Below are 20897 nucleotides of genomic sequence, written 5' to 3' on the forward strand. Positions count from 1 at the left end.
CCCCGCCGGTCTGGTCGTCGCCGCTTCCTGGTGGAGGGGCGACGACCGGTCCTCAGCCGTCGAGCTGGGCCAGGGCTTCGGTAGCGATGCGTTCGAAGACGGCCTCGTCGGTGGCGAAGACGGAGTCGGGGACGGGAGCGTGGATCACCAGCTCCGTGAAGCCGAGCTCGCGGTGGCGGCCGGCGAAGTCCACGAACCGGTCCACGGACTCCAGGACGGTATTGGCCTCGGGCGTGAAACCGGTCAGAAGGATCTTCTCGACGGGCTCGGGGTCCCGGCCGATCTCCGCGAAGGCCTTGCCGAGCCGTTCGATCTGGCCGCCCAGAGCGGCCAGCGACTGCTCCGGGGTGCCCTCCTCGAAGAGCTTCGGGTCTCCGGTGGTCACCCACGCCTGACCGTGCCGGGCAGCAAGGCGCAGGCCCCGGGGCCCGGTGGCGGCGATCGCGAAAGGCAGCCGCGGCCCCTGCACACAGCCGGGGATGTTGCGGGCCTCGTCGGCGGAGTAGAAGGTGCCCTCGTGCGTCACCGCGTCCTCGGTCAGCAGCCGGTCCAGCAGCGGCACGAACTCGGCCAGGCGGTCCGCGCGCTCGCGCGGCGACCAGGGGTCCTGGCCCAGGGCGGTGGCGTCGAACCCGTTGCCGCCGGCGCCGATGCCGAGGGTGATGCGGCCATCCGACACGTCGTCCAGCGTGATCAGGTCCTTGGCGAGCGTCACGGGGTGGCGGAAGTTGGGCGAGGTGACGAGCGTGCCCAGGCGCATCCGTTCGGTGACGGCGGCCGCCGCGGTCAGCGTCGGCACCGCGCCGAACCACGGGCCGTCGCGGAAGGTCCGCCAGGACAGGTGGTCGTAGGTGTAGGCGGCGTGGAATCCGAGCCCTTCGGCCCGGAGCCACTGATCACGGCCGCCTCCGCTCCATCGACGCACCGGAAGGATCACCGTGCTCAGACGCAGACTCATGCGTCGAGCCTACGGCGGGCACACCGTTTCACGTGAAACGGCGCTGTTTCACGTGAAACGTCGCACGCCGCACACCTGGCTCGATCATGGTCCGGCTCTCGGCCTCCATGGGCGAAGATGGAGCCGTGACCTCGGCTCCTCAGCGCCCGGACGGGCCAACCCTCTCGCCTCGACTGATCGCCACCGACCTCGACGGCACCCTGCTGCGCGACGACAAGTCCGTGTCGCCACGCACCGTCGCCGCCCTCGCGGCAGCCGAGGAGGCGGGGATCGAGGTCTTCTTCGTCACCGGGCGCCCGGCCCGCTGGATGGACGTCGTGGCCGATCATGTCCACGGCCACGGCCTCGCGATCTGCGCGAACGGTGCGGCAGTCGTCGATCTCCACGCGGGCCGCGAGTTCGTGCAGGTCAGGTCCCTCCCGCGGGACGCGGCGCTCACCGTCGTACGGGCCCTGCGGGCAGCGGCACCCGGCACCTCCTTCGCCGTCGAGCTGACCACCGGCATCAACTACGAGCCCGCCTACCCGCCGTTCTTCAAGGACCCCGGCGCCACCCTCGCAACCGCCGAGAAGCTCCTGGCCGAGGGCATGGACGACAGCGCCGCCCCCGTGCTCAAGTTGCTGGCGCACCACGCCGAGATCGCCCCGGACGAGTTCCTGGCGCTGGCCCGCACCGTCGCGGGCGAGTACGCGTCGATCACCCGTTCCAGCCCCACCTCCCTGCTGGAGGTCAGCGGGCACGGCGTCTCCAAGGCCAGCACCCTGGCCCTGTGCTGCGCCGAGCGCGGGATCTCGCCGGCCGAGGTCGTCGCCTTCGGGGACATGCCGAACGACGTGGAGATGCTCAGCTGGGCCGGCACCTCCTACGCCATGGGCAACGCCCACCCTGACGTCATCGCGGCGGCTTCCGGCCGGACCGTCGCCAACAACGAGGACGGCGTCGCCCTCGTCATCGAGCGCATCCTGGCCGACCGCCTGGCCGGACGACAGGTGTAGGACCCCGGCTACTGCAGCGGGGCCTCCCACACCAGGGTGGTCCCGCCGCCGTCCTCCCCGAGGCCCGGCCCGTACGCACTCGTACCACCCAGCGACTCCGCCCGGCGGCGCAGGTTGCGCAGCCCGCTGCGCCTGCCGCTGTCGGGGATGCCCACACCGTCGTCGGCCACTTCGAGCCGGACCCCGGGCCGCCCGTCGGCGAGAGTGGCCGTGCAGTCCAGGACCACCTCGATCCGCGACGCGTCGGCGTGCCGGAAGGCATTGGACAGCGCTTCGCGCAGCGCGGCAATCAGGTTCTTGCCGACCAGCTCGCCGACGACCGTGTCGACCGGCCCCAGGAAGCGGTGCGCGGGCTTGAAGCCCAGCGGGACGGCAGCCATGTTGATCTCGCGCAGCACGCGCGTCCGCAGGCCGGCCGGAGCCTCCGCCGGCCCCTGCTGCAGGGCGAAGATCGCGGTACGGATCTCCTGGATCGTCACGTCCAGCTCGTCCACTGCCTTGCCCACCCCGTCCCTGACCTCGGGAACGATGGACCGGCGCTGCGCGCCCTCCAGCATCATCCCCGTGGCGAACAGCCGCTGGATCACCAGGTCGTGGAGGTCGCGGGCGATCCGGTCGCGGTCCTCGAAGACCGCCAGCCGCTCCCGGTCCCGCTGTGCCTCGGCCATCATCAGCGCGAGCGCCGCCTGGGAGGCGAACTGCGTGGCCAGCGTCCGTTCGGCCTCGCTGAACGGACGGCCGCCCCGGGCCCGGGGGGTGACCAGGGCGCCCAGCACCCGCCCACCGCTGTGCAGGGGGAGCATCATGCAGGGGCCGTAGGCGCTGGTGAGCCTGCCGCTCGTACGGGGGTCCGCGGAGGCGTCGTCCACGAAGACCGGCTCGCCCCGCAGCAACTGGTCGACCACCGGGCTCTCCGCCGGAATCACCACGCCGAGGGAGGTGGCCGCGTCCTCCGCCGAGACGGCGACGATCTCCATCCCGCCCTCCTCGGCCGGCAGCAGGACGATCCCGGCGGCGGAGTCCGCCAGACGGCGGGCCTGTTCGGCCACGACCGCGAGGGCGTCGTCGGCGTCCCCTCCGGACAGCAGGGCGGTGGTGACGGCCACCGAGCCGTCGATCCAGCGCTCGCGCTGGGTGGCGGCCTCGTACAGGCGGGCGTTGCCGATGGCGATGCCCGCCTCGGTCGCGAGCACCCTCACCATGTGGACGTCGTAGTCGTTGAACTCGCCGCCGCCGTTCTTCTCGGCGAGGTACAGGTTGCCGAAGATCTCCCCCTGCACCCGGATGGGGACGCCGAGGAAGGACTTCATGGGCGGGTGGTGCGGCGGGAACCCCGCCGAGCGCGGATCCTGGCTCAGGTCGGCGAGCCGGACGGTGTCGGGATGCGAGATCAGGGCTCCGAGCAGGCCCCGCTTCCCGTCCGGGCGGTGCCCGATCCGGTGGGCCTGCTCCGTGCTGATGCCGTGGGTGACGAAGTCGGAGAGCCCGCGGCCCTCGGTGTCGACGACGCCGATCGCGGCGTACCGGGCGTCCGCCAGCTCGGCCGCCGTCTCGCAGATCCGGTCCAGCGTGGAGTGCAGCTCCAGGCCGGTGCCGACCGACCGCATGGCCTCCAGCAGCTGCGGCACGCGGGCGGTGAGCTCCGTGGACAGCCCGTGCAGGCTCCGGGTGGCCAGATCGGCCGTCCCCGTCGGGTCCGGTGTTCCCCCTGATGATTCCGGTGACGGATCCGGTGATTCCTGCGGCGGCTGCGCTGACATGAGCGTGAGCCTAGTTAGTCCCCATTAGCCGCGAAAGTCGGCCAAAGTGCCCTCCGTTGCGCGCTCCCGCACCAGCATGTCCCGCAGCGGACCCTCGGCAGCGGCGAGCTCGGCGTACCCGCCGCGCTGCACGACCGCTCCGCGGTCCAGCACGAGGACCTCGTCGACCGCCTCCAGGCCGGCGAGCCGGTGTGTGATCAGCACGGTGGTCCGGCCCTCCGTCGCCGCCAGCAGGTCCGCCGTCAGCGCGTCCGCCGTGGCCAGGTCCAGGTGCTCGGCCGGCTCGTCCAGGACGAGGACGGGGAAGTCCGCGAGCAACACCCGGGCCAGCGCCAGGCGCTGGCGCTGGCCGCCCGAGATCCGCTCGCCGTGCTCGCCGACCAGGGTGTCCAGGCCGTCCGGAAGGGCCTGCGCCCAGTCCAGCAGTCGCGCCGCGGCCAGCGCGCCGTGCAGCTGCTCCTCGTCCGCTCCGGGCCGGGCAAGCCGGAGGTTCTCCCGGACGGAGCTGTCGAAGAGGTGGGCGTCCTGGGCGCACAGGCCCACGAAGGAGCGGACGTCGTCCCCGGCGAGCCGGCGGACGTCGGCGCCGCCCAGGCTGTAGCCGCCTTCGCTGGGGTCGAGGAACCGGAGCAGCACCTGCGCCAGTGTGGTCTTGCCCGAGCCCGAGGGGCCGACGACGGCGATGCGCCGGCCGGCCTCCAGGGTGAGGTCCAGTCCGTGCAGGGCGTCGTGTTCCTGACCCGGGTGGCGGGCGGCGAGACCGGTCAGCCTCAGCGGGAAGGGACTGGCGGGCGCCGCTTCTGCCTGCTCCGGCTCGGCGACCGGGACGGGAGCGTCGAGGACCTCGTACACCCGCTGGGCACTGCGGCGCACGCGCTGGCGGTACTGGACGGCGAGCGGAAGGCCGTTCACCGCCTCGAACGCGGCGAGGGGCGTCAGGACCGCGACGGCCATGGCCACCCCCGAAAGCCTGCCGTCGTGGACCGCGTCCGCGGCGACCGCCGCGGCGGCCACGACCGTGATGCCGCACACGAGCGCGGACAGTCCGCCGCCGAGGCCGCTCGCGGCCGCGCCCCGCGCGGCGATGCGCTTCAGCAGACCGTCGCTCTCCCGCGTCCGGTCCTTGCGGTCCTCCAGGGCTCCGGCCACGGTCAGCTCGGCGGTTCCGGTGAGGAGGTCGGCCACCCGGGTGGCGAGCTCACCGCGGGCCGGCGCGAGCCTGCGCTCGGCACGGCGGGCGACGGCTCCGCCGACGAGGGGCACGAGGATGCCGCTCGCGAGCAGGCCGACGGCGAGTACGGCGCCGGCCTCCGGCAGCAGCCAGGCGGTGAAGGCCACCGAGCCGGTACCGACGAGGACGGCCGTGCCGACCGGGAGCAGCCAGCGCAGCCAGTAGTCCTGGAGCGCGTCGGCGTCGGCCACCAGCCGGGCCAGCAGGTCGCCGCGCCGGTGCTCGCGCAGTCCGGCGGGGGCGATGCGCTCCAGCCGCCGGTAGACGGACACCCTCAGATCGGCCAGCATACGCAGCACGGCGTCGTGCGAGACCAGTCGCTCGGCGTACCGGAAGACGGCCCGGCCCATGCCGAAGGCCCGGGTGGCGGTGACCGCCACCATCAGGTGGAGGACGGGCGGCTGCTCGGAGGCCCGGGAGATCAGCCAGCCGGACACCGCCATCAGTCCGACGCTGCACCCCACGGCCAGCGCGCCGAGCAGCAGTCCCAGCCGGAAGCGCCCTCGCCAGGCCCTGGCCACAGCCCGCACCCGGCGCAGCGGGTCGGGTCCGCCGGAGTCGGCGCCGCCGGTGGGCAGTTCCCGCTCGGGCGCGTCGCCCAGGATCCATTCACCGGCGTCCTGGCCGCGCCCGGTGGGGGACGGGGCCCCGTCGGCTGGTACGGCGACCGGGACGGCGGCGGACCGGGGGAGGCGTCCCGGCAGCGGCTCGGCGGACGACGGCCCGGCTTCCAGGCGGACCACCCGGTCCGCCACGGCGAGCAGGGCGGGCCGGTGCACGACCAGCAGGACGGTCCGCCCGGCGGCGAGCCGCCGGACCGCGTCCACGATCCCCGCCTCGGTCTCTCCGTCCAGCGCCGCCGTGGGCTCGTCCAGCAGGAGCACGGGCCGGTCCGCCAGGAAGGCCCGGGCCAGGGCCAGGCGCTGGCGCTGGCCGGCGGAGAGCCCGACGCCTCCCTCGCCGAGCAGGGTTTCGGCCCCGCGCGGCAGGGCCGAGACGAACTCCCAGGCGCCGGCGTCCTTCAGTGCCGCCGTCACCTCGGCGTCGTCGGCCTGCGGACGGGCCAGGCGTACGTTCTCGGCGACCGTCCCGGCGAACAGGTGCGGGCGCTGGGGCACCCAGGCGATCTGGCGGCGCCAGTGCGCGGGGGAGAGGTCGGCCAGGTCCACCCCGGCGATCCGGACCTGTCCCGCGGTCGGCGGTACGAAGCCCAGCAGCACTTGGAGCAGGGTGGACTTGCCGGCCCCGCTCGGACCGGTGAGGGCCACGCACTCGCCCGGGCCGGCGGTCAGCGAGACCGGCCGGGGCGAGTCCTCGTCGCGGCCCTCGTGCCGGACCGCGAGAGCGTCGATCTCGATGCGCAGGGGTGCTCCGGGCGGGATCTCTGCCGCTCCGGAGGGGCCCGCGTCGGGTGTCTCCAGTACCTCGAAGATCTCCTCCGCTGCCGCCAGGCCCTCCGCGGCCGCGTGGTACTGCGCCCCCACCTGCCGCAGGGGCAGGTACGCCTCGGGCGCCAGGATCAGGATGACGAGCCCGGTGTAGAGGTCCAGCTCGCCGTGGACCAGCCGCATGCCGATGGTCACTGCCACCAGCGCGACCGACAGGGTGGCGAGCAGCTCCAGGGCGAAGGACGAGAGGAAGGCGATGCGCAGGGTGCGCATCGTGGCGCGCCGGTAGTCGTCGGTGATCTTGCGGATGGACTCGGCCTGGGCCTTGGCCCGGCCGAACACCTTGAGCGTGGGGAGCCCGGCCACCACGTCGAGGAAGTGTCCCGACAGCCGGGACAGCAGACGCCACTGGCGGTCCATCCGGGACTGGGTGGCCATGCCGATGAGGACCATGAACACCGGGATCAGGGGCAGGGTGACCACGATGATGGCCGCCGACACCCAGTCCTCGGTGACGATCCTGGCGAGGACCGCGACGGGGACCACGACCGCGAGCCCCAGCTGGGGCAGGTAGCGGGAGAAGTAGTCGTCGAGCGCGTCCACTCCCCGGGTGGCCAGCGCCACCATCGAGCCGGTGCTGCGGCCGCCCGGACGGCCGGGGCCCAGTTCGGCGGCCCGGGCCAGCAGCCGTCCGCGCAGCTCCGACTTGACCGCCGCACCCGCCCGGTGCGCGGCGAGCTCGGTCAGCCAGGCGATCAGTGCCCGCCCCACCGCCACCGCCGCGAGCAGCAGCAGTGGCGTGCGGAGCGCCGTGCCGTCGAGCCCCTTCTCGAACGCGCCGACCACGATCTCGGCGATCAGCATCGCCTGACCGACGACCAGGGCCGCCCCGGCCAGGCCCAGGGCCACCACGGCCCCCAGGAAGAGGCGGGTGGAACGGGCGTACCGGAGCAGACGCGGGTCGATCGGTTTCACGTGAAACATCCCCCTGGGGAGGGCAGGCCGGACGGAGCGGAGGGCATCGGACGGGACTCAGTGCGCGTCGGCGATGTGCTGCGTACCGATCCGCTTGCGGAACACCCAGTAGGTCCAGCCCTGGTAGAGCAGCACGAGCGGAGTGGCCACCGCCGCGCACCAGGTCATGATCTTCAAGGTGTACGGGCTGGACGAGGCGTTGGTGACCGTGAGGCTCCAGGCGTCGTCGAGCGAGGAGGGCATGACGTTCGGGAAGAGCGTCAGGAAGAACATCGCCACCACCGCGGCGATGGTGACCCCGGAGAGTGCGAACGACCATCCCTCGCGGCCCACCTGGTTGCAGGCGAGTGCCCCGAGCAGCGCCGCCACCGCGACGGCCATCGCGATCAGGCTCGTGCCGTCACCGCGCGAGAGCTGGGTCCAGGCCAGGAAACCCAGTGCCAGTACCGCGGTGAGCAGCCCCAGCACCTTGGCCAGCTTCCGCGAGCGCTCGCGGATGTCGCCGACCGTCTTCAGCGACACGAAGACGGCGCCGTGGAAGGTGAAGAGGCTCAGGGTGACCAGACCGCCGAGCAGCGAGTAGACGTTGAGCAGGTCGAGGAAGCTGCCCACGTACTCCTTGTCCCGGTCGATCGCCACGCCGCGCACGATGTTGGCGAAGGCCACGCCCCACAGGAAGGCGGGGATCAGCGAGGTCCAGAAGATCGCGTGTTCCCAGTTGGTCTGCCAGCGGTCCTCGGGACGCTTGTGCCGGTACTCGAAGGCGACGCCCCGGACGATGAGGCAGATCAGGATGACCAGGAGCGGCAGGTAGAAGCCGGAGAAGAGGGTGGCGTACCAGTCGGGGAAGGCGGCGAAGGTGGCGCCGCCCGCCGTCAGCAGCCAGACCTCGTTGCCGTCCCACACGGGTCCGATCGTGTTGATCAGGACCCGCTTCTCCCTGCGGTCACGGGCGAGCAGCTTGGTCAGGACGCCGACCCCGAAGTCGAAGCCCTCCAGGAAGAAGTAGCCGGTCCACAGGACCGCGATGAGCACGAACCAGACGTCGTGGAGTTGCATGCTGTGCGCTCCTCAGCCTCAGTACGAGAAGGCCATCGGCCGGTCGGAGTTCTTGTCGTCCCCGCCGATCCTGGTGGGCGGGTTGAGGTCGGCCTCGGTCAGCTCGGGCGGGCCGATCTTGACGTACTTGACCATGAGCCTGACCTCGATGACGGCCAGCACCGCGTAGAGCAGCGTGAAGCCGATCATGGAGGTGAGCACCTCGGCCTGCGTGACGTTCGGCGAGACCGCGTCCCGGGTGCGCAGGACCCCGTAGACGACCCACGGCTGGCGGCCCATCTCGGTGAAGATCCAGCCCCACGAGCTGGCGATCAGCGGGAAGCACATGGTCCAGAGGGCGACGACCCAGTACAGGTTGGCGAACTTCGGGCTCAGCGCCTCGCGGAAGAGCACCAGGTTCGGGACCTCGTCCTCACCGGTGCGCAGCCGGCGCGGCAGCAGGAACTTCCTGCGGGTCAGCCAGAGGCCCAGGACGCCGATGGAGAGCGAGGCCATGCCGAAGCCGATCATCCAGCGGAAGCCCCAGTAGGCCACCGGGATGTTGGGCCGGTAGTCGCCGGGTCCGTACTTCTCCTGCTCCGCCTTGTTGACGTCGTTGATGCCGGGGACGAAGGAGGTGAAGTCGCCGTTGGCCAGGAAGGAGAGCACGCCGGGGATCTCGATCGCGACCTTGTTGTGGCCCTTGTCGACGTCTCCGTAGGCGAAGACGGAGAAGGGCGCGGGCGCCTCGCCGTCCCAGAGCGCCTCGGCAGCCGCCATCTTCATGGGCTGCTGCTTGTACATGACCTTGCCGAGCATGTCACCGCTGATCGCGGTACCCAGACCAGCGATGATCATGACCACCAGGCCGAGCCGCAGCGAGCTGCGCATCACGGGGACGTGCTTCTTGCGGGCGAGGTGGTAGGCCGCGATGCCGGTCATGAACGCGCCGCCGACCAGGAAGGCGGCCGTGATGGTGTGGAAGAACTGCGTGAGCGCCGTGTTCTGGGTGAGCACCAGCCAGAAGTCGGTGAGCTCGGCCCGGCCGCGCTCCTCGTTGATCCGGTATCCGACCGGGTGCTGCATCCAGGAATTCGCCGCCAGGATGAAATAGGCGGACAGGACGGTGCCGAGGGAGACCATCCAGATGCAGGCGAGATGGATCTTCTTCGGCAGCTTGTCCCAGCCGAAGATCCACAGGCCGATGAAGGTCGATTCGAAGAAGAAGGCGATCAGCGCCTCGAAGGCCAGCGGCGCCCCGAAGACGTCACCGACGAACCGCGAGTAGTCGGACCAGTTCATGCCGAACTGGAACTCCTGGACGATGCCGGTGACGACACCCATCGCGATATTGATCAAGAAAAGCTTGCCCCAGAACTTCGTGGCCCTGAGGTACTTCTCCTTCTCGGTGCGCACCCATGCGGTCTGCAGCCCTGCCGTGAGTGCGGCGAGGGAGATCGTCAGAGGCACGAAGAGGAAGTGATAGACGGTGGTGATGCCGAACTGCCAGCGCGCCAGCGTCTCCGGCGCCAAAGCTAGGTCCACGTCCTCGTCTCCTTCATGTCGCCGTGGTCGCAGCGGCAGCCCGCCCGGACACTTCCCCCTATTACAGGAGGAAGCAGGCGCGCTTGTGAACGCGTTCACATTCACAAGCATTATGGACTACCGCTTTCGGCCAGCCGCAGCCGGGGTACCCCTCTAGCCAATCGATTCAACAGATTGTTGAATTCGGCTCATGAAGATTCGTGTCTCCTGGCCCGCGGGCCAGCTCACCGCAACGCTCGACGAGACCCCGACCAGCAAGGCGCTGGCCGAGGCCCTTCCGATTTCCGCCTCCGCGAACACCTGGGGCGAGGAGGTCTACTTCGACACCGGCGTCTCCGTGGCGCTCGAACACGACGCACGACAGGTCGTCGAGCCGGGCACGGTCGCCTTCTGGACCGAGGGGGACGCCCTCGCGCTCCCCTACGGCACCACACCGATCTCACGCGGGGGCGAGAGCCGCCTCGCGAGCCCGTGCAACGTGCTCGGCTCGTTCGACGGCGACCCCCGCCTGCTGTCCACCGTCCGCGACGGCGACCCCGTCCGCGTGGAACTGGTCTGACCGGCCCGCCGCGCGCGCCGGCCCTCCGGAGCCTCAGAGCTCCTTGAAGAACGCCCCCGCCGTGTGCAGGAAGAGGTCGTTCGCCTCGGGCTCACCGATCGTGACCCGCAGGCCCTCGCCCGCGAAGGGCCGGACCACCACACCGGCCTTCTCGCAGGCCGCGGCGAAGTCCGCCGTCCGCTCCCCCAGCCGCATCCACACGAAGTTCGCCTGGGTGTCCGGCACGGTCCAGCCCTGGGCGAGCAGCGTCTCGTGGACCCGCGCCCGCTCGCCCACCAGCGCCCCGACGCGCCCCATCAGCTCGTCCTCGGCTCGCAGCGAGGCCACCGCCGCGTCCTGCGCGAGCTGGCTCACGCCGAACGGCACCGCGGTCTTGCGCAGCGCCGCGGCCACCGGCTCGTGGGCCACCGCGAAGCCGACCCGCAGGCCGGCGAGCCCGTACGCCTTGGAGAAGGTACGCAGCACGGCGACGTTGGGGCGATCGCGGTACAGCTCGATGCCGTCCGGGACGTCGGTGTCGCGCACGAACTCGCGGTACGCCTCGTCGAGCACCACCAGGACGTCCGTGGGGACCCGGTCCAGGAAGCGCTCCAGCTCGGCCCGGCGCACCGCCGTGCCCGTGGGGTTGTTCGGGTTGCAGACGAAGATCAGCCGGGTCCGGTCGGTGATCGCCGCGGCCATCGCGTCCAGGTCGTGCACGTCCCCGTCGGTCAGCGGGACCTTCACCGAGGTCGCACCGGAGATCTGCGTGATGATCGGGTACGCCTCGAAGGAGCGCCAGGCGTACATGACCTCGTCGCCCGGGCCCGCCGTGGACTGGATCAGCGACTGGGCCACGCCCACCGAGCCGGTGCCCGTGGCCACGTGCTCGACCGGCACGCCGAACCGCTCGGCGAGCTCGTTCACCAGGCCGGTGCAGGCCATGTCGGGGTACCGGTTGAAGCTCCCCGCAGCCGCGACCGCGCTGTCCAGCACCCCGGGCAGCGGCGGGTACGGGTTCTCGTTCGAGGACAGCTTGTACGCGACGGGCCCGCCCGCGGCGGCCGGCTTGCCGGGCTTGTACGTCGGAATGCCGTCCAGCTCGGCGCGCAGCTTCGGGCTCTTCTCGCTCACCGCAGGTCCTCCTCGACCGTCCCGTCCGACGTCGCCGTCGACTCAATACTGCTCACCTTATGAGGATTCCGCTCTTCCGAGAATGGGGGCGCCTGGAATGAGGGGGAGCGCACGCATATATGCGCGCGCCGGTGGCCTGCGCCGTGGCGCGCATCCCTCGTGCAGGTGAGTTGAGATCGCTCCGAGGCGGGCTCGTTTTGGCATGCCCGGTCCCGACGACAAGCCCCACCTCTGGCCCCACCGACCAAATGCCTTCATTTCCAAGGTCATTGAGGATGGCGAACCATGCAGAAACGTGCCTGTCAACGCCTGCATATGCACCCGGACCACCCACCCCACCGAGCCCTACTATCGGCTCGCCATGACAGCAGCAGGGAAGCATCAGGTGAGCCGGACCGAGACCACCCGGCGGGCAGCCGGCCGACAGGGCAGGGCAGGCATCAGGGACGTGGCCGCCGCGGCGGGCGTCTCCATCACAACCGTCTCCGACGCGCTCAATGGCAAGGGACGGCTGCCCGACGCCACCCGCCGCCACGTTCGCGAAGTCGCCGACCGGCTCGGATACCGTCCGTCGGCCGCCGCACGCACCCTCCGTACCGGCAAGTCCGGCCTCATCGGCCTGACCGTGACCACGTACGGGGATGAACCTTTCACCTTCACCGAATTCGCCTACTTCGCCGAGATGGCGAGGGCCGCCACCTCGGCCGCGCTCGCCCGCGGCTACGCCCTCGTGATCCTCCCCGCCACCTCCCGCCACGACGTGTGGTCCAACGTGGCCCTCGACGGCACCGTCGTCATCGACCCCTCCGACCACGACCCCGTCGTCACCGAACTGGTCCGCCAGGGCCTGCCCGTGGTCTCGGACGGCCGCCCCGCGGGCTCCCTGCCCGTCACCGCCTGGGTGGACAACGACCACGAGGCCGCCGTGCTCGGCCTGCTCGACCACCTCGCCGCCGCCGGAGCCCGCCGGATCGGGCTGCTCACCGGCACGACCACGGACACCTACACCCGGCTCTCCACCACCGCCTACCTCAACTGGTGCGAACGCGTCGGCCAGGACCCCGTCTACGAGTCCTACCCCGCGCACGACCCGTGCGCGGGCGCCGTCGCCGCCGACCGGCTGCTCGCCCGCCCCGACCGCCCGGACGCCGTCTACGGCCTCTTCGACCCCAACGGCACCGACCTCCTCGCCGCCGCCCGGCGCTACGGCCTGCGCGTCCCCGAGGACCTGCTGCTCGTCTGCTGCAGCGAGTCCACCGTCTACGCCAACACCGAGCCCCCGATCACCACCCTGTCCCTCAAACCGCGCCGCATCGGCACCGCCGTCGTGCAGCTGCTCATCGACGCGATCGAGGGCGTGGACACCGGCCGGCCGGTCGAACAGGTGGTCCCCACCGAGCTGATCATCCGTACCTCTTCGCAGCGCCGGCAGCCCCGTACGACCGTCAGCCCGCCCCGATCTCCTGCCAAGGACTGACCGGCAGACCGTCCGGTCGGGCCGCAGCACCGACCGACCTCGGAACCCAGGTACGTCTATATCGGCAGAAATCGGTAGGAACGATACGCTCCGCAAAGGATTCACCACCCCTGGTGCGTCACACAGCGCGAGCCGCATTCCTATGATGGGCGCACGACATCACGGACCCTCCTCACCGGAGGTCAGGAGGGTCCGCAGGTGTACGGCAGCGCGACGGTGGTGGAGGGGTCGATGACTCAGGGGGCCGGTCAGGGACCCGCGATGCGGACGGAGACGCTGCGGGACTTCCGGGTGCCAGTCAGCGAACCCGCGCCGTACGCGCCCACCGGACTTCCCGGCGAGGGCTCCGCGTACGGCGAGGCCCCCGTGTACGGCGAGTACCCCGCCTACTACGAGGCGTCCACGCCCGCCGTCCCGCCGCAGCCCGGCTACGTCCCGGCGCCCGCGGCACCCCCGGCGGCACCGCCGCCCGCCCCGGACCACGCCCCGCACGTGCACGGACACCCCCAGGGCCCGCCCGCGCACGCGACCGCCCAGGCGCCCGAGGAGGACGAGCCCGAGGGGTACACGCCGACCTACCGCGACCTGCCCGTCATCGGCCGCGGCGCCCTCGGCGGTCCCGGCGACACCGTGCAGGTCCAGTACGTCCCGCAGGACACCGCGGCCTCCGGCCCCGGCCCCCTGTACGTCGTCGGCGACGTCCACGGCTATCTCGACGAGCTCGTCACCGAACTGCAGGCCCAGGGCCTGATCGACGCCGAGGGCCGCTGGTCCGCCGGCAACGCCCGGCTCTGGTTCCTCGGCGACTTCACCGACCGCGGCCCCGACGGCATCGGGGTCATCGACCTCGTCATGCGGCTGTCCGCCGAGGCCGCCGCGGCCGGCGGCTACTGCAAGGCCCTGATGGGCAATCACGAGCTGCTGCTCATCGGCGCCAAGCGGTTCGGCGACACCCCGGTCGTCTCCGGCGCCGGCACCGCCACCTTCCAGGCGGCCTGGCTCCTCAACGGCGGCCAGCGCACGGACATGGAGCGGCTGCAGGACGTGCACCTGCAGTGGATGTCCCGCCTGGACGCGGCGGTCCTGGAGGAGGGCCACCTGCTGCTGCACTCCGACACCACCGCCTACCTCGACTACGGCGACTCCGTCGAGGACGTCAACGACACCATCCACGAGCTCCTCAACCGCGGCGACGTCGACATCACCTGGGACCTGTTCCGCAAGTTCACCAAGCGGTTCGCCTTCCGCGACGAGGAGACGGGCCCGCAGGCCGTCCGCGAGCTGCTCGACACCTACGGCGGCAGCCGCGTCGTGCACGGCCACAGCCCCATCCCCTACCTGCTGGGCGAGGTGGGCACCGAGGACGGCGACGACTCCCGCGGCCGCGAGGCGGTGGACGGCCCCCACGTGTACGCCGAGGGGCTCGCCATCGCGATGGACGGCGGCGTGACGATGGACGGCAAGCTTCTCGTCGTACAACTCCCGCTGAGCGACTGAGGGCTCACGGAGAGGGGTATTTCCGGAAAGCCCCTGTCACGGCGTGGTGCGGGCGCTCTACCATCGCTCTGTCCATAGCAGGCTCTCCTCCGTTTCTGCCGGTCGCCCGGGTCTACGCGGGTACCGGCTTCCACGGAGCATCGGGGGATGCACATGACCAGCGCTCCGCACCTGCTGACCGAAGACCGACCGGAATTCGACCGGCTCCTCGACGAGGCACTGCGCGCGGCGGGCGAACGGCCCGAGCTCGCCACCCTCGGCGAGCGGCTGAACGCCGAACAGCTGCGCACCATGGCGCAGGGCGCCAGCGCCCTGCTGGTGGCCGCGGCGGCCGCCGAGTACGGGCACTACGTGAAGGTCCGCGAGGAGCGGCGTGACGGGCTGCTGTCCGCCCCCGCGGCAACGGGGGACGAGGACGACGACCACGAGGGCGGCAACGGCGCCGGAGTCAGCGCCGTGGTCGCGGTCCTGGCACCGGTGCTCGCCGGCACCGCCATGCTCATCTTCCTGCTCGTCGGCTACCTCCTGAAGCTGATCGAGCCCGAACCGGCCTTCGCCGAAACGATGCTGACGGCGGGTTGGCTCTTCGGCGGGCTCACCGCCGTCGCCCTGCTCTGCGCCGTCGTCGGACTGCTGGTGACGGCCGTCCGCAACGGTGCGACCGAGGTGGCGGCGGACGGGACCGAGGCGATACCCGACGAGGTGGCGCGGGCCCGCGAGGCCTGGCGTCACGCGCTGCTCGAACGCGGCATCATCCCGTTCCTGCGGGACGCCCTGGCCGATCCCAGCGCGGGACCCGGCTTCCCGACCCCGCGCACCCCGGGGGCCGGACGCATCCCGAGCCTGGGCTACACCCGGCCCGACTTCACCAGCCCCGGACCGCCCTCCGAGGGGCCCCGGCCCGGCTACACGCCGCCGGACTTCACCAGCCCGGACTTCGGCGGCCCGGAGCGCGAACCGCAGTGACCCGGGGGCGGCGGCCCGCAGGCCGCCGCTTCCCGCCCGAGGCGAGAGCGGCGGGCCCGCGACTCCCCCTCGGGTCGCGGGCCCGCCGCACGGCTCCCGTCGTCCGGCTCAGTCGGCCAGCGGCAGGTAGACGCGGTTGCCGGAGGCCGCGAACTCCGCGGACTTCTCGGCCATGCCGGCCTGGATCTCGTCCGCCTTCAGGTCACCGCCGTGCTCCCGGCGGATGTCCTGCGAGATCTTCATCGAGCAGAACTTCGGGCCGCACATCGAGCAGAAGTGCGCCGTCTTGGCCGGCTCGGCCGGGAGGGTCTCGTCGTGGAACTCGCGCGCCGTGTCCGGGTCGAGGGCCAGGTTGAACTGGTCCTCCCAGCGGAACTCGAACCGCGCGTCCGACAGCGCGTCGTCCCACTCCTGCGCGCCCGGGTGGCCCTTGGCCAGGTCCGCCGCGTGCGCCGCGATCTTGTAGGTGATCACGCCGGTCTTCACGTCGTCCCGGTTCGGCAGGCCCAGGTGCTCCTTGGGCGTGACGTAGCAGAGCATCGCCGTGCCCCACCAGGCGATCATCGCGGCGCCGATGCCCGAGGTGATGTGGTCGTACGCGGGCGCGACGTCCGTGGTCAGCGGGCCGAGGGTGTAGAACGGCGCCTCCTCGCAGATCTCCTGCTGGAGGTCGATGTTCTCCTTGATCTTGTGCATCGGGACGTGGCCCGGGCCCTCGATCATCGTCTGGACGTTGTGGCGCTTGGCGATGGTGTTCAGCTCGCCCAGCGTCTTCAGCTCGGCGAACTGCGCCGCGTCGTTGGCGTCCGCGATCGAACCGGGCCGCAGGCCGTCGCCGAGCGAGTACGTGACGTCGTACGTCGCGAGGATCTCGCAGAGCTCCTCGAAGTTCGTGTAGAGGAAGTTCTCCTTGTGGTGCGCGAGGCACCACGCGGCCATGATCGACCCGCCGCGCGAGACGATGCCGGTCTTGCGGCGGGCGGTCAGCGGCACGTACGGCAGCAGCACGCCGGCGTGGACCGTCATGTAGTCGACGCCCTGCTCGGCCTGCTCGATGACCGTGTCCTTGTAGATCTCCCAGGTCAGGTCCTCGGCCCGGCCGTCGACCTTCTCCAGCGCCTGGTAGAGCGGCACGGTGCCGATCGGGACGGGGGAGTTGCGCAGCACCCACTCGCGGGTGGTGTGGATGTTGCGGCCCGTGGAGAGGTCCATGACCGTGTCCGCGCCCCAGCGGGTCGCCCAGGTCATCTTCTCCACCTCCTCCTCGATGGAGGAGGTGACGGCGGAGTTGCCGATGTTGGCGTTGACCTTCACCAGGAACCTCTTGCCGATGATCATCGGCTCGATCTCCGGGTGGTTCACGTTCGCCGGGAGCACCGCGCGGCCTGCGGCGATCTCCTCGCGGACGACCTCGGGGGAGACGTTCTCCCGGATCGCGACGTACTCCATCTCCGGGGTGATCTCGCCCCGGCGGGCGTACGCGAGCTGCGTGACGGCGGCGCCGTCGCGGCCGCGGCGGGGCAGCCGCGGGCGGCCCGGGAAGACCGCGTCGAGGTTCTTGAGGCCACCGCGCGGCGAGGTGTGCTTGATGCCGTCGTCCTCGGGGCGCACGGGACGGCCCGCGTACTCCTCGGTGTCCCCGCGGCTGATGATCCAGTTCTCGCGCAGCGGGGCGAGGCCGCGCCGCACGTCGGTGTCGATCTGCGGATCGGTGTACGGACCGGACGTGTCGTAGAGCGTCACGTCCTTGCCGTTGGTGAGGTGGACCTGGCGGACCGGCACCCGGAGGTCGGGGCGGGAGCCCGCCACGTAGCCCTTGTGCCAGCCCGGCTTGCGCTCGGTCGAGCCGTCGGCGTCCTGGCTGACGGCAGGCGTGCGTGCGTCCTGAATGGTCATGAGACCTGATCTCCCTACGCCGGCATTACCCGGTAACAGGTTCGGCGGTCGACGCAGCCTCCTCCCGTACGCATCCGTGATGCTCGTACGGTGATCAGCGCCCTCTCAGCCCGGTGCTCCGAGCTCCCGCGTTGTGCAAAGTAGCCCCCACGCTAGCGTCATCCATGGCGTGCTGAACAGTGGGCCCCCTCATCTCTTGCGATGATCTGCTGGTGACGCCCTCCCCGCAGCCCCCCATCGAGCCCACGGAAAACAGCGACCACTCCGGTCACGCGTACGCGGGCCACGGGCCTTCCCCGGGCCACTCGCACGGCCACGGTCACGGCCACTCGCACGGCCACGGCCCCGCGGCCCCCGTCTCTAAGCACCTGCGCAAGGTGATCGCGGCCGTGCTGATCCCCTTCGCGACCGCCGTCTTCGTCGGCATGGCCGTGCTCTGGCCGGGGGGCGCCCCCGACCACGAGCGCACGGGGGTCGGCTTCGACCGGGAGACCCAGCAGGCCAGGGTGGTCTCCCTGGAGCAGGTCGACTGCAAATCGGTGAACGCCGCCCAGGTGCCGCCGACCGGCGAGGTCTCCACCCCGTCCGGCCGCGAGGCCCGGGCGGCACAGACCGGCGAGTGCAAGAAGGCCACGGTCGAGGTCGGCAGCGGCTCGGACAAGGGCCGCACCTTCGTGGAGATCGTCCAGCCCGGCGCACCGAGGCAGTTGGAGAACGGCCAGGAGGTGGTGGTCGCCTACGCCCCCGACGCGCCCCGCGACCTGCAGTACTCGGTCATCGACGTGAACCGGAAGCTGCCCCTGGCCGTCCTCGCCGGGATCTTCGCGCTGGCCGTCGTACTCGTCGGCCGGATGCGCGGCGTGTTCGCCCTGATCGCGCTGGTCGTCAGCTTCGGGGTGCTGACCCTCTTCATCCTCCCCGCCATCCTGCAGGGGTCGAACCCGCTGGTGGTGGCGGTGGTCGGGGCGAGCGCCATCATGCTGATCGCGCTCTACATGTGCCACGGCCTGACGGCCCGCACCTCGGTGGCGGTCCTCGGCACGCTCGTTTCGCTGCTGCTCATCGGGCTGTTGGGCTCGGTGTTCATCGACTGGGCGTTCCTCACCGGGAACACCGACGACAACACCGGCCTGATCCACGGGCTCTATCCGGAGATCGACATGAGCGGCCTGCTGCTCGCGGGCATCATCATCGGATCGCTGGGTGTGCTCGACGACGTGACGGTGACCCAGACCTCGGCCGTCTGGGAGCTGCACCAGGCCGATTCCACGCTGGGACCGCGCGGCCTGTACCGGGCGGCCATCAGGATCGGCCGCGACCACATCGCCTCGGTGGTCAACACCCTGGTGCTGGCGTACGCGGGCGCCGCCCTGCCCCTGCTCCTGCTGTTCACCATCGCCAACAGCAGCATGGGCGCGGTGGCCAACAGCGAGCTGGTCGCGGTCGAGATCGTACGCACCCTCGTGGGCTCGATCGGCCTGGTCGCCTCGGTCCCGGTGACCACGGCGCTCGCCGCACTGGTGGTCTCGGCCGACCGGCCGGACGCCGGGGCCGCCGCTCCGGCGTCGGGGCCGGTGCGCGGCGGCCGGGGCCGCCGCCGCAAGCGCTGACCGTTCGTCGCGGGTGTCTCAGCCGGCGTTCTGCTCGTTCTGCTGCGCCTCGGCGAGGATCTTGCCGAGGGCCTCGTCGAGGTGCTCCTCGAAGTCGCCCGTGTTCCGCTCCTGACCGAGCGGAACGATCCGGTCGGTGCGGTCGAGGAAGGCGACGAGCGGCGCCGCGCCGGCGCGGAACAGGGCCCGGTCGCTGCCGACCTGGAGCCGGATGTGGACGTCGGACAACTCCTCGGGCGTGGTGGGCGCGATGTGCACGTCGCCGTCGCCGCACGGCTTGTTGATGCCGTCGAGGAGGAGTTCTCTGCCGAACGCCCAGGTCACCGGGGCGTCTCCGGGAAGGTGGAAGGTCAGGCGGACTGCGTAGGGATCACGGGCGTCGTACCGGAGTTCCACCGGAATCCGGAACGAGAGCTCCTCGGAAACGAGGAAGCTCATCATGACTTCTGCCTGTACCGACTCGCGCATTGCCTACCCCGCTGTAGTGGAAGTGGCCAGGAATGATCCCCCAGGCTCCTCTTGACAAGAGTGGTGTAAGCGCTAGCAGATCACAAGGAGTGAGTTTTCAGATACTGATAGAGAAGGAGAGGGTGCTCAACAGCGCGCCTACTTCACTCCGTAGTCGATTGACTACATAGGGCAACCGGTCTTCTTGATGCAGGGGTAGGGAAATGGCCATGGTCGCGGCCACATCCCCGGCGGTGATGGGGATGGCGGCACATACCGTGCCGAGCGCATATTCCTGGCGTTCCGTCACCGTCTGCATTCGCCCCAGGGCACTGATCCGGCTTTCCAGGGCGTGCAGGTCCCGAACGGTGTGAGCGGTGATCGCCTCGACCGGGTACCGGTCCAGATGGTCCTTGCGCGCCTCCTCGTCGAGCTGGGCGAGCAGACACTGGCCGATGGCGTGCGCGTGGCCGGTCTCGCGGAAGTCGGCCCACTCCTCGCACGCCGGACTGGCGGTGGTGTCGGAGACCCCGACGACCTCGATCTCACCCTCGCGATAGACCGCGAAATAGACGGGCGCCCCGACGGCGTCCCGGAAGTGCGCGAGCGATTCGAGGATCATGCTGCGACGTTTCTGCTGCAGTCCCCCCTGGGCGAGCCTCGCCGCGGCGTCCCCCAGGACGAAGACTCCGCCCTCGCGTCGCAGATAACCCTCGTGGGTCAGGGTGCGCAGCAGGTGGTAGGCGGTGGGCAGCGGGAGGCCGGCCTCGCGTGCCAGCTGCTTCGCCGGGGCTCCCCCGGAGTGTGCCACCGCGGCTTCGAGCAGTCTCAGCGCTCTCTGCACCGAACCGATCAGGGTCGGCACACCGGCGTTGTGAAGAGAAGCCACAGCTCACCCCCAGGCATGACGGCGGGCTTCGGGGGAGGCCCGCCCTGCGGGGGCCGCCCCCGCGCGCACCGCGGGCTCCCGGGGTCGTACTCGGCGGGTCGTCAACGGCGCCGCAGCTCAGGGCGGACATCTACCGGCTTTCGGCGCCCAGGGGAGCGGCACGGATTGGCACTCTATCCGCCTGTTCGGGGGGTGTGAGCCGTTTGGAGTCCGGCCTTCCCTCACATGGCGCAACGGCCGGACGCCCCGCCCCGGACCGGTCCGGGGCGATCAGGGAGCTGTCCGGACCGGTCCGGACTACCAGTCGCCGGAGGAGGACTTCGTCCGGTCCCCGCGGACCTTCTTCACGAGGAAGACCAGGCCGCCGACCAGGGCGACGAAGAGGAGCAGCTTGAAGGCGAGCGAGATCAGTGCGCCCAGGACGCTGGTGATGACGCCGCCGAAGACGAACAGCGCGAGCAGGGGAACCGCGACCCACTTCACCCACCAGGGCATTCCCTCGAATATCTTCCGGATCCCGTCCATGTCCTCGACCTCTTCCTCGGCTTTCCGT

Annotated in this window: 16 protein-coding genes; 6 read left to right on the top strand and 10 right to left on the bottom strand. The window is 71.1% G+C overall.

Annotation, left to right across the window (positions count from 1 at the left end; translation table 11 throughout):
- Positions 1–52: 52 nt before the first annotated feature.
- Positions 53–958: an LLM class flavin-dependent oxidoreductase gene (locus ACPU2J_RS16830; protein WP_420080265.1), complete on the bottom strand. Its 906-nt coding sequence runs from the start codon at positions 956–958 to the stop codon at positions 53–55.
- A 107-nt stretch (positions 959–1065) separates the two neighbouring features.
- Here ACPU2J_RS16830 and ACPU2J_RS16835 point away from each other — a divergent pair, with 107 nt between their 5' ends.
- A complete protein-coding gene (locus tag ACPU2J_RS16835; protein WP_420080264.1) occupies positions 1066–1953 on the top strand; it encodes a Cof-type HAD-IIB family hydrolase in 888 nt (295 codons plus the stop codon).
- Positions 1954–1961: 8 nt separating this feature from the next.
- On the opposite strand, the gene ACPU2J_RS16840 is transcribed toward ACPU2J_RS16835, so the two are convergent.
- From ACPU2J_RS16840 to ACPU2J_RS16855, 4 genes are read right to left on the bottom strand one after another with little or no spacing between them, the layout of a single operon-like run.
- A complete protein-coding gene (locus tag ACPU2J_RS16840) occupies positions 1962–3713 on the bottom strand; it encodes a GAF domain-containing sensor histidine kinase (RefSeq protein ID WP_423833539.1) in 1752 nt (583 codons plus the stop codon).
- Positions 3714–3737: 24 nt separating this feature from the next.
- Positions 3738–7307, bottom strand: coding sequence for a thiol reductant ABC exporter subunit CydD (gene cydD, locus ACPU2J_RS16845; protein ID WP_423833540.1), 3570 nt, complete (start codon positions 7305–7307; stop codon positions 3738–3740).
- 57 nt (positions 7308–7364) lie between these two features.
- Positions 7365–8366, bottom strand: coding sequence for a cytochrome d ubiquinol oxidase subunit II (gene cydB / locus ACPU2J_RS16850; RefSeq protein ID WP_420080261.1), 1002 nt, complete (start codon positions 8364–8366; stop codon positions 7365–7367).
- Positions 8367–8384: 18 nt separating this feature from the next.
- Positions 8385–9890 (bottom strand): cytochrome ubiquinol oxidase subunit I, encoded by a 1506-nt coding sequence (locus tag ACPU2J_RS16855; protein ID WP_423833541.1) that lies wholly within the window; start codon positions 9888–9890, stop codon positions 8385–8387.
- A 190-nt stretch (positions 9891–10080) separates the two neighbouring features.
- Between ACPU2J_RS16855 and ACPU2J_RS16860 the strand changes: the two genes are divergently transcribed.
- Positions 10081–10449 (top strand): cyclophilin-like fold protein, encoded by a 369-nt coding sequence (locus ACPU2J_RS16860; protein ID WP_420080260.1) that lies wholly within the window; start codon positions 10081–10083, stop codon positions 10447–10449.
- Between the two features lie 33 nt (positions 10450–10482).
- On the opposite strand, the gene hisC is transcribed toward ACPU2J_RS16860, so the two are convergent.
- On the bottom strand, positions 10483–11562 hold the full coding sequence (gene hisC / locus ACPU2J_RS16865; protein WP_361589942.1) for a histidinol-phosphate transaminase: 1080 nt from the start codon (positions 11560–11562) through the stop codon (positions 10483–10485).
- 361 nt (positions 11563–11923) lie between these two features.
- Here hisC and ACPU2J_RS16870 point away from each other — a divergent pair, with 361 nt between their 5' ends.
- From ACPU2J_RS16870 to ACPU2J_RS16880, 3 genes are all read left to right on the top strand, one after another.
- A complete protein-coding gene (locus tag ACPU2J_RS16870; RefSeq protein WP_327414982.1) occupies positions 11924–13039 on the top strand; it encodes a LacI family DNA-binding transcriptional regulator in 1116 nt (371 codons plus the stop codon).
- 231 nt (positions 13040–13270) lie between these two features.
- Positions 13271–14536 carry a metallophosphoesterase gene (locus ACPU2J_RS16875; protein ID WP_420080258.1) on the top strand — a complete coding sequence of 422 codons (1266 nt, stop codon included), beginning with the start codon at positions 13271–13273 and terminating at the stop codon, positions 14534–14536.
- A 147-nt stretch (positions 14537–14683) separates the two neighbouring features.
- Positions 14684–15502 carry a hypothetical protein gene (locus ACPU2J_RS16880; RefSeq protein ID WP_423833542.1) on the top strand — a complete coding sequence of 273 codons (819 nt, stop codon included), beginning with the start codon at positions 14684–14686 and terminating at the stop codon, positions 15500–15502.
- A 108-nt stretch (positions 15503–15610) separates the two neighbouring features.
- Here the strand turns inward: ACPU2J_RS16880 and thiC are convergent, their stop codons facing one another.
- Positions 15611–17398, bottom strand: coding sequence for a phosphomethylpyrimidine synthase ThiC (gene thiC / locus ACPU2J_RS16885; RefSeq protein ID WP_361589932.1), 1788 nt, complete (start codon positions 17396–17398; stop codon positions 15611–15613).
- A gap of 212 nt (positions 17399–17610) precedes the next feature.
- Between thiC and ACPU2J_RS16890 the strand changes: the two genes are divergently transcribed.
- Positions 17611–19008 carry a YibE/F family protein gene (locus ACPU2J_RS16890; protein WP_423833543.1) on the top strand — a complete coding sequence of 466 codons (1398 nt, stop codon included), beginning with the start codon at positions 17611–17613 and terminating at the stop codon, positions 19006–19008.
- An 18-nt stretch (positions 19009–19026) separates the two neighbouring features.
- Here ACPU2J_RS16890 and ACPU2J_RS16895 read toward each other — a convergent pair whose 3' ends face one another.
- From ACPU2J_RS16895 to ACPU2J_RS16905, 3 genes are all read right to left on the bottom strand, one after another.
- The gene (locus tag ACPU2J_RS16895) at positions 19027–19476 is read right to left on the bottom strand and encodes an SsgA family sporulation/cell division regulator (protein ID WP_361589927.1); all 450 of its coding nucleotides are present in this window, start codon (positions 19474–19476) and stop codon (positions 19027–19029) included.
- Between the two features lie 97 nt (positions 19477–19573).
- Positions 19574–20311 carry an IclR family transcriptional regulator gene (locus ACPU2J_RS16900; RefSeq protein WP_420082398.1) on the bottom strand — a complete coding sequence of 246 codons (738 nt, stop codon included), beginning with the start codon at positions 20309–20311 and terminating at the stop codon, positions 19574–19576.
- Between the two features lie 330 nt (positions 20312–20641).
- Positions 20642–20869, bottom strand: coding sequence for a DUF5326 family protein (locus tag ACPU2J_RS16905; protein WP_361589925.1), 228 nt, complete (start codon positions 20867–20869; stop codon positions 20642–20644).
- Positions 20870–20897: the final 28 nt, after the last annotated feature.

This window comes from Streptomyces manipurensis, from assembly GCF_049570255.1.
GTDB lineage: Bacteria > Actinomycetota > Actinomycetes > Streptomycetales > Streptomycetaceae > Streptomyces > Streptomyces manipurensis.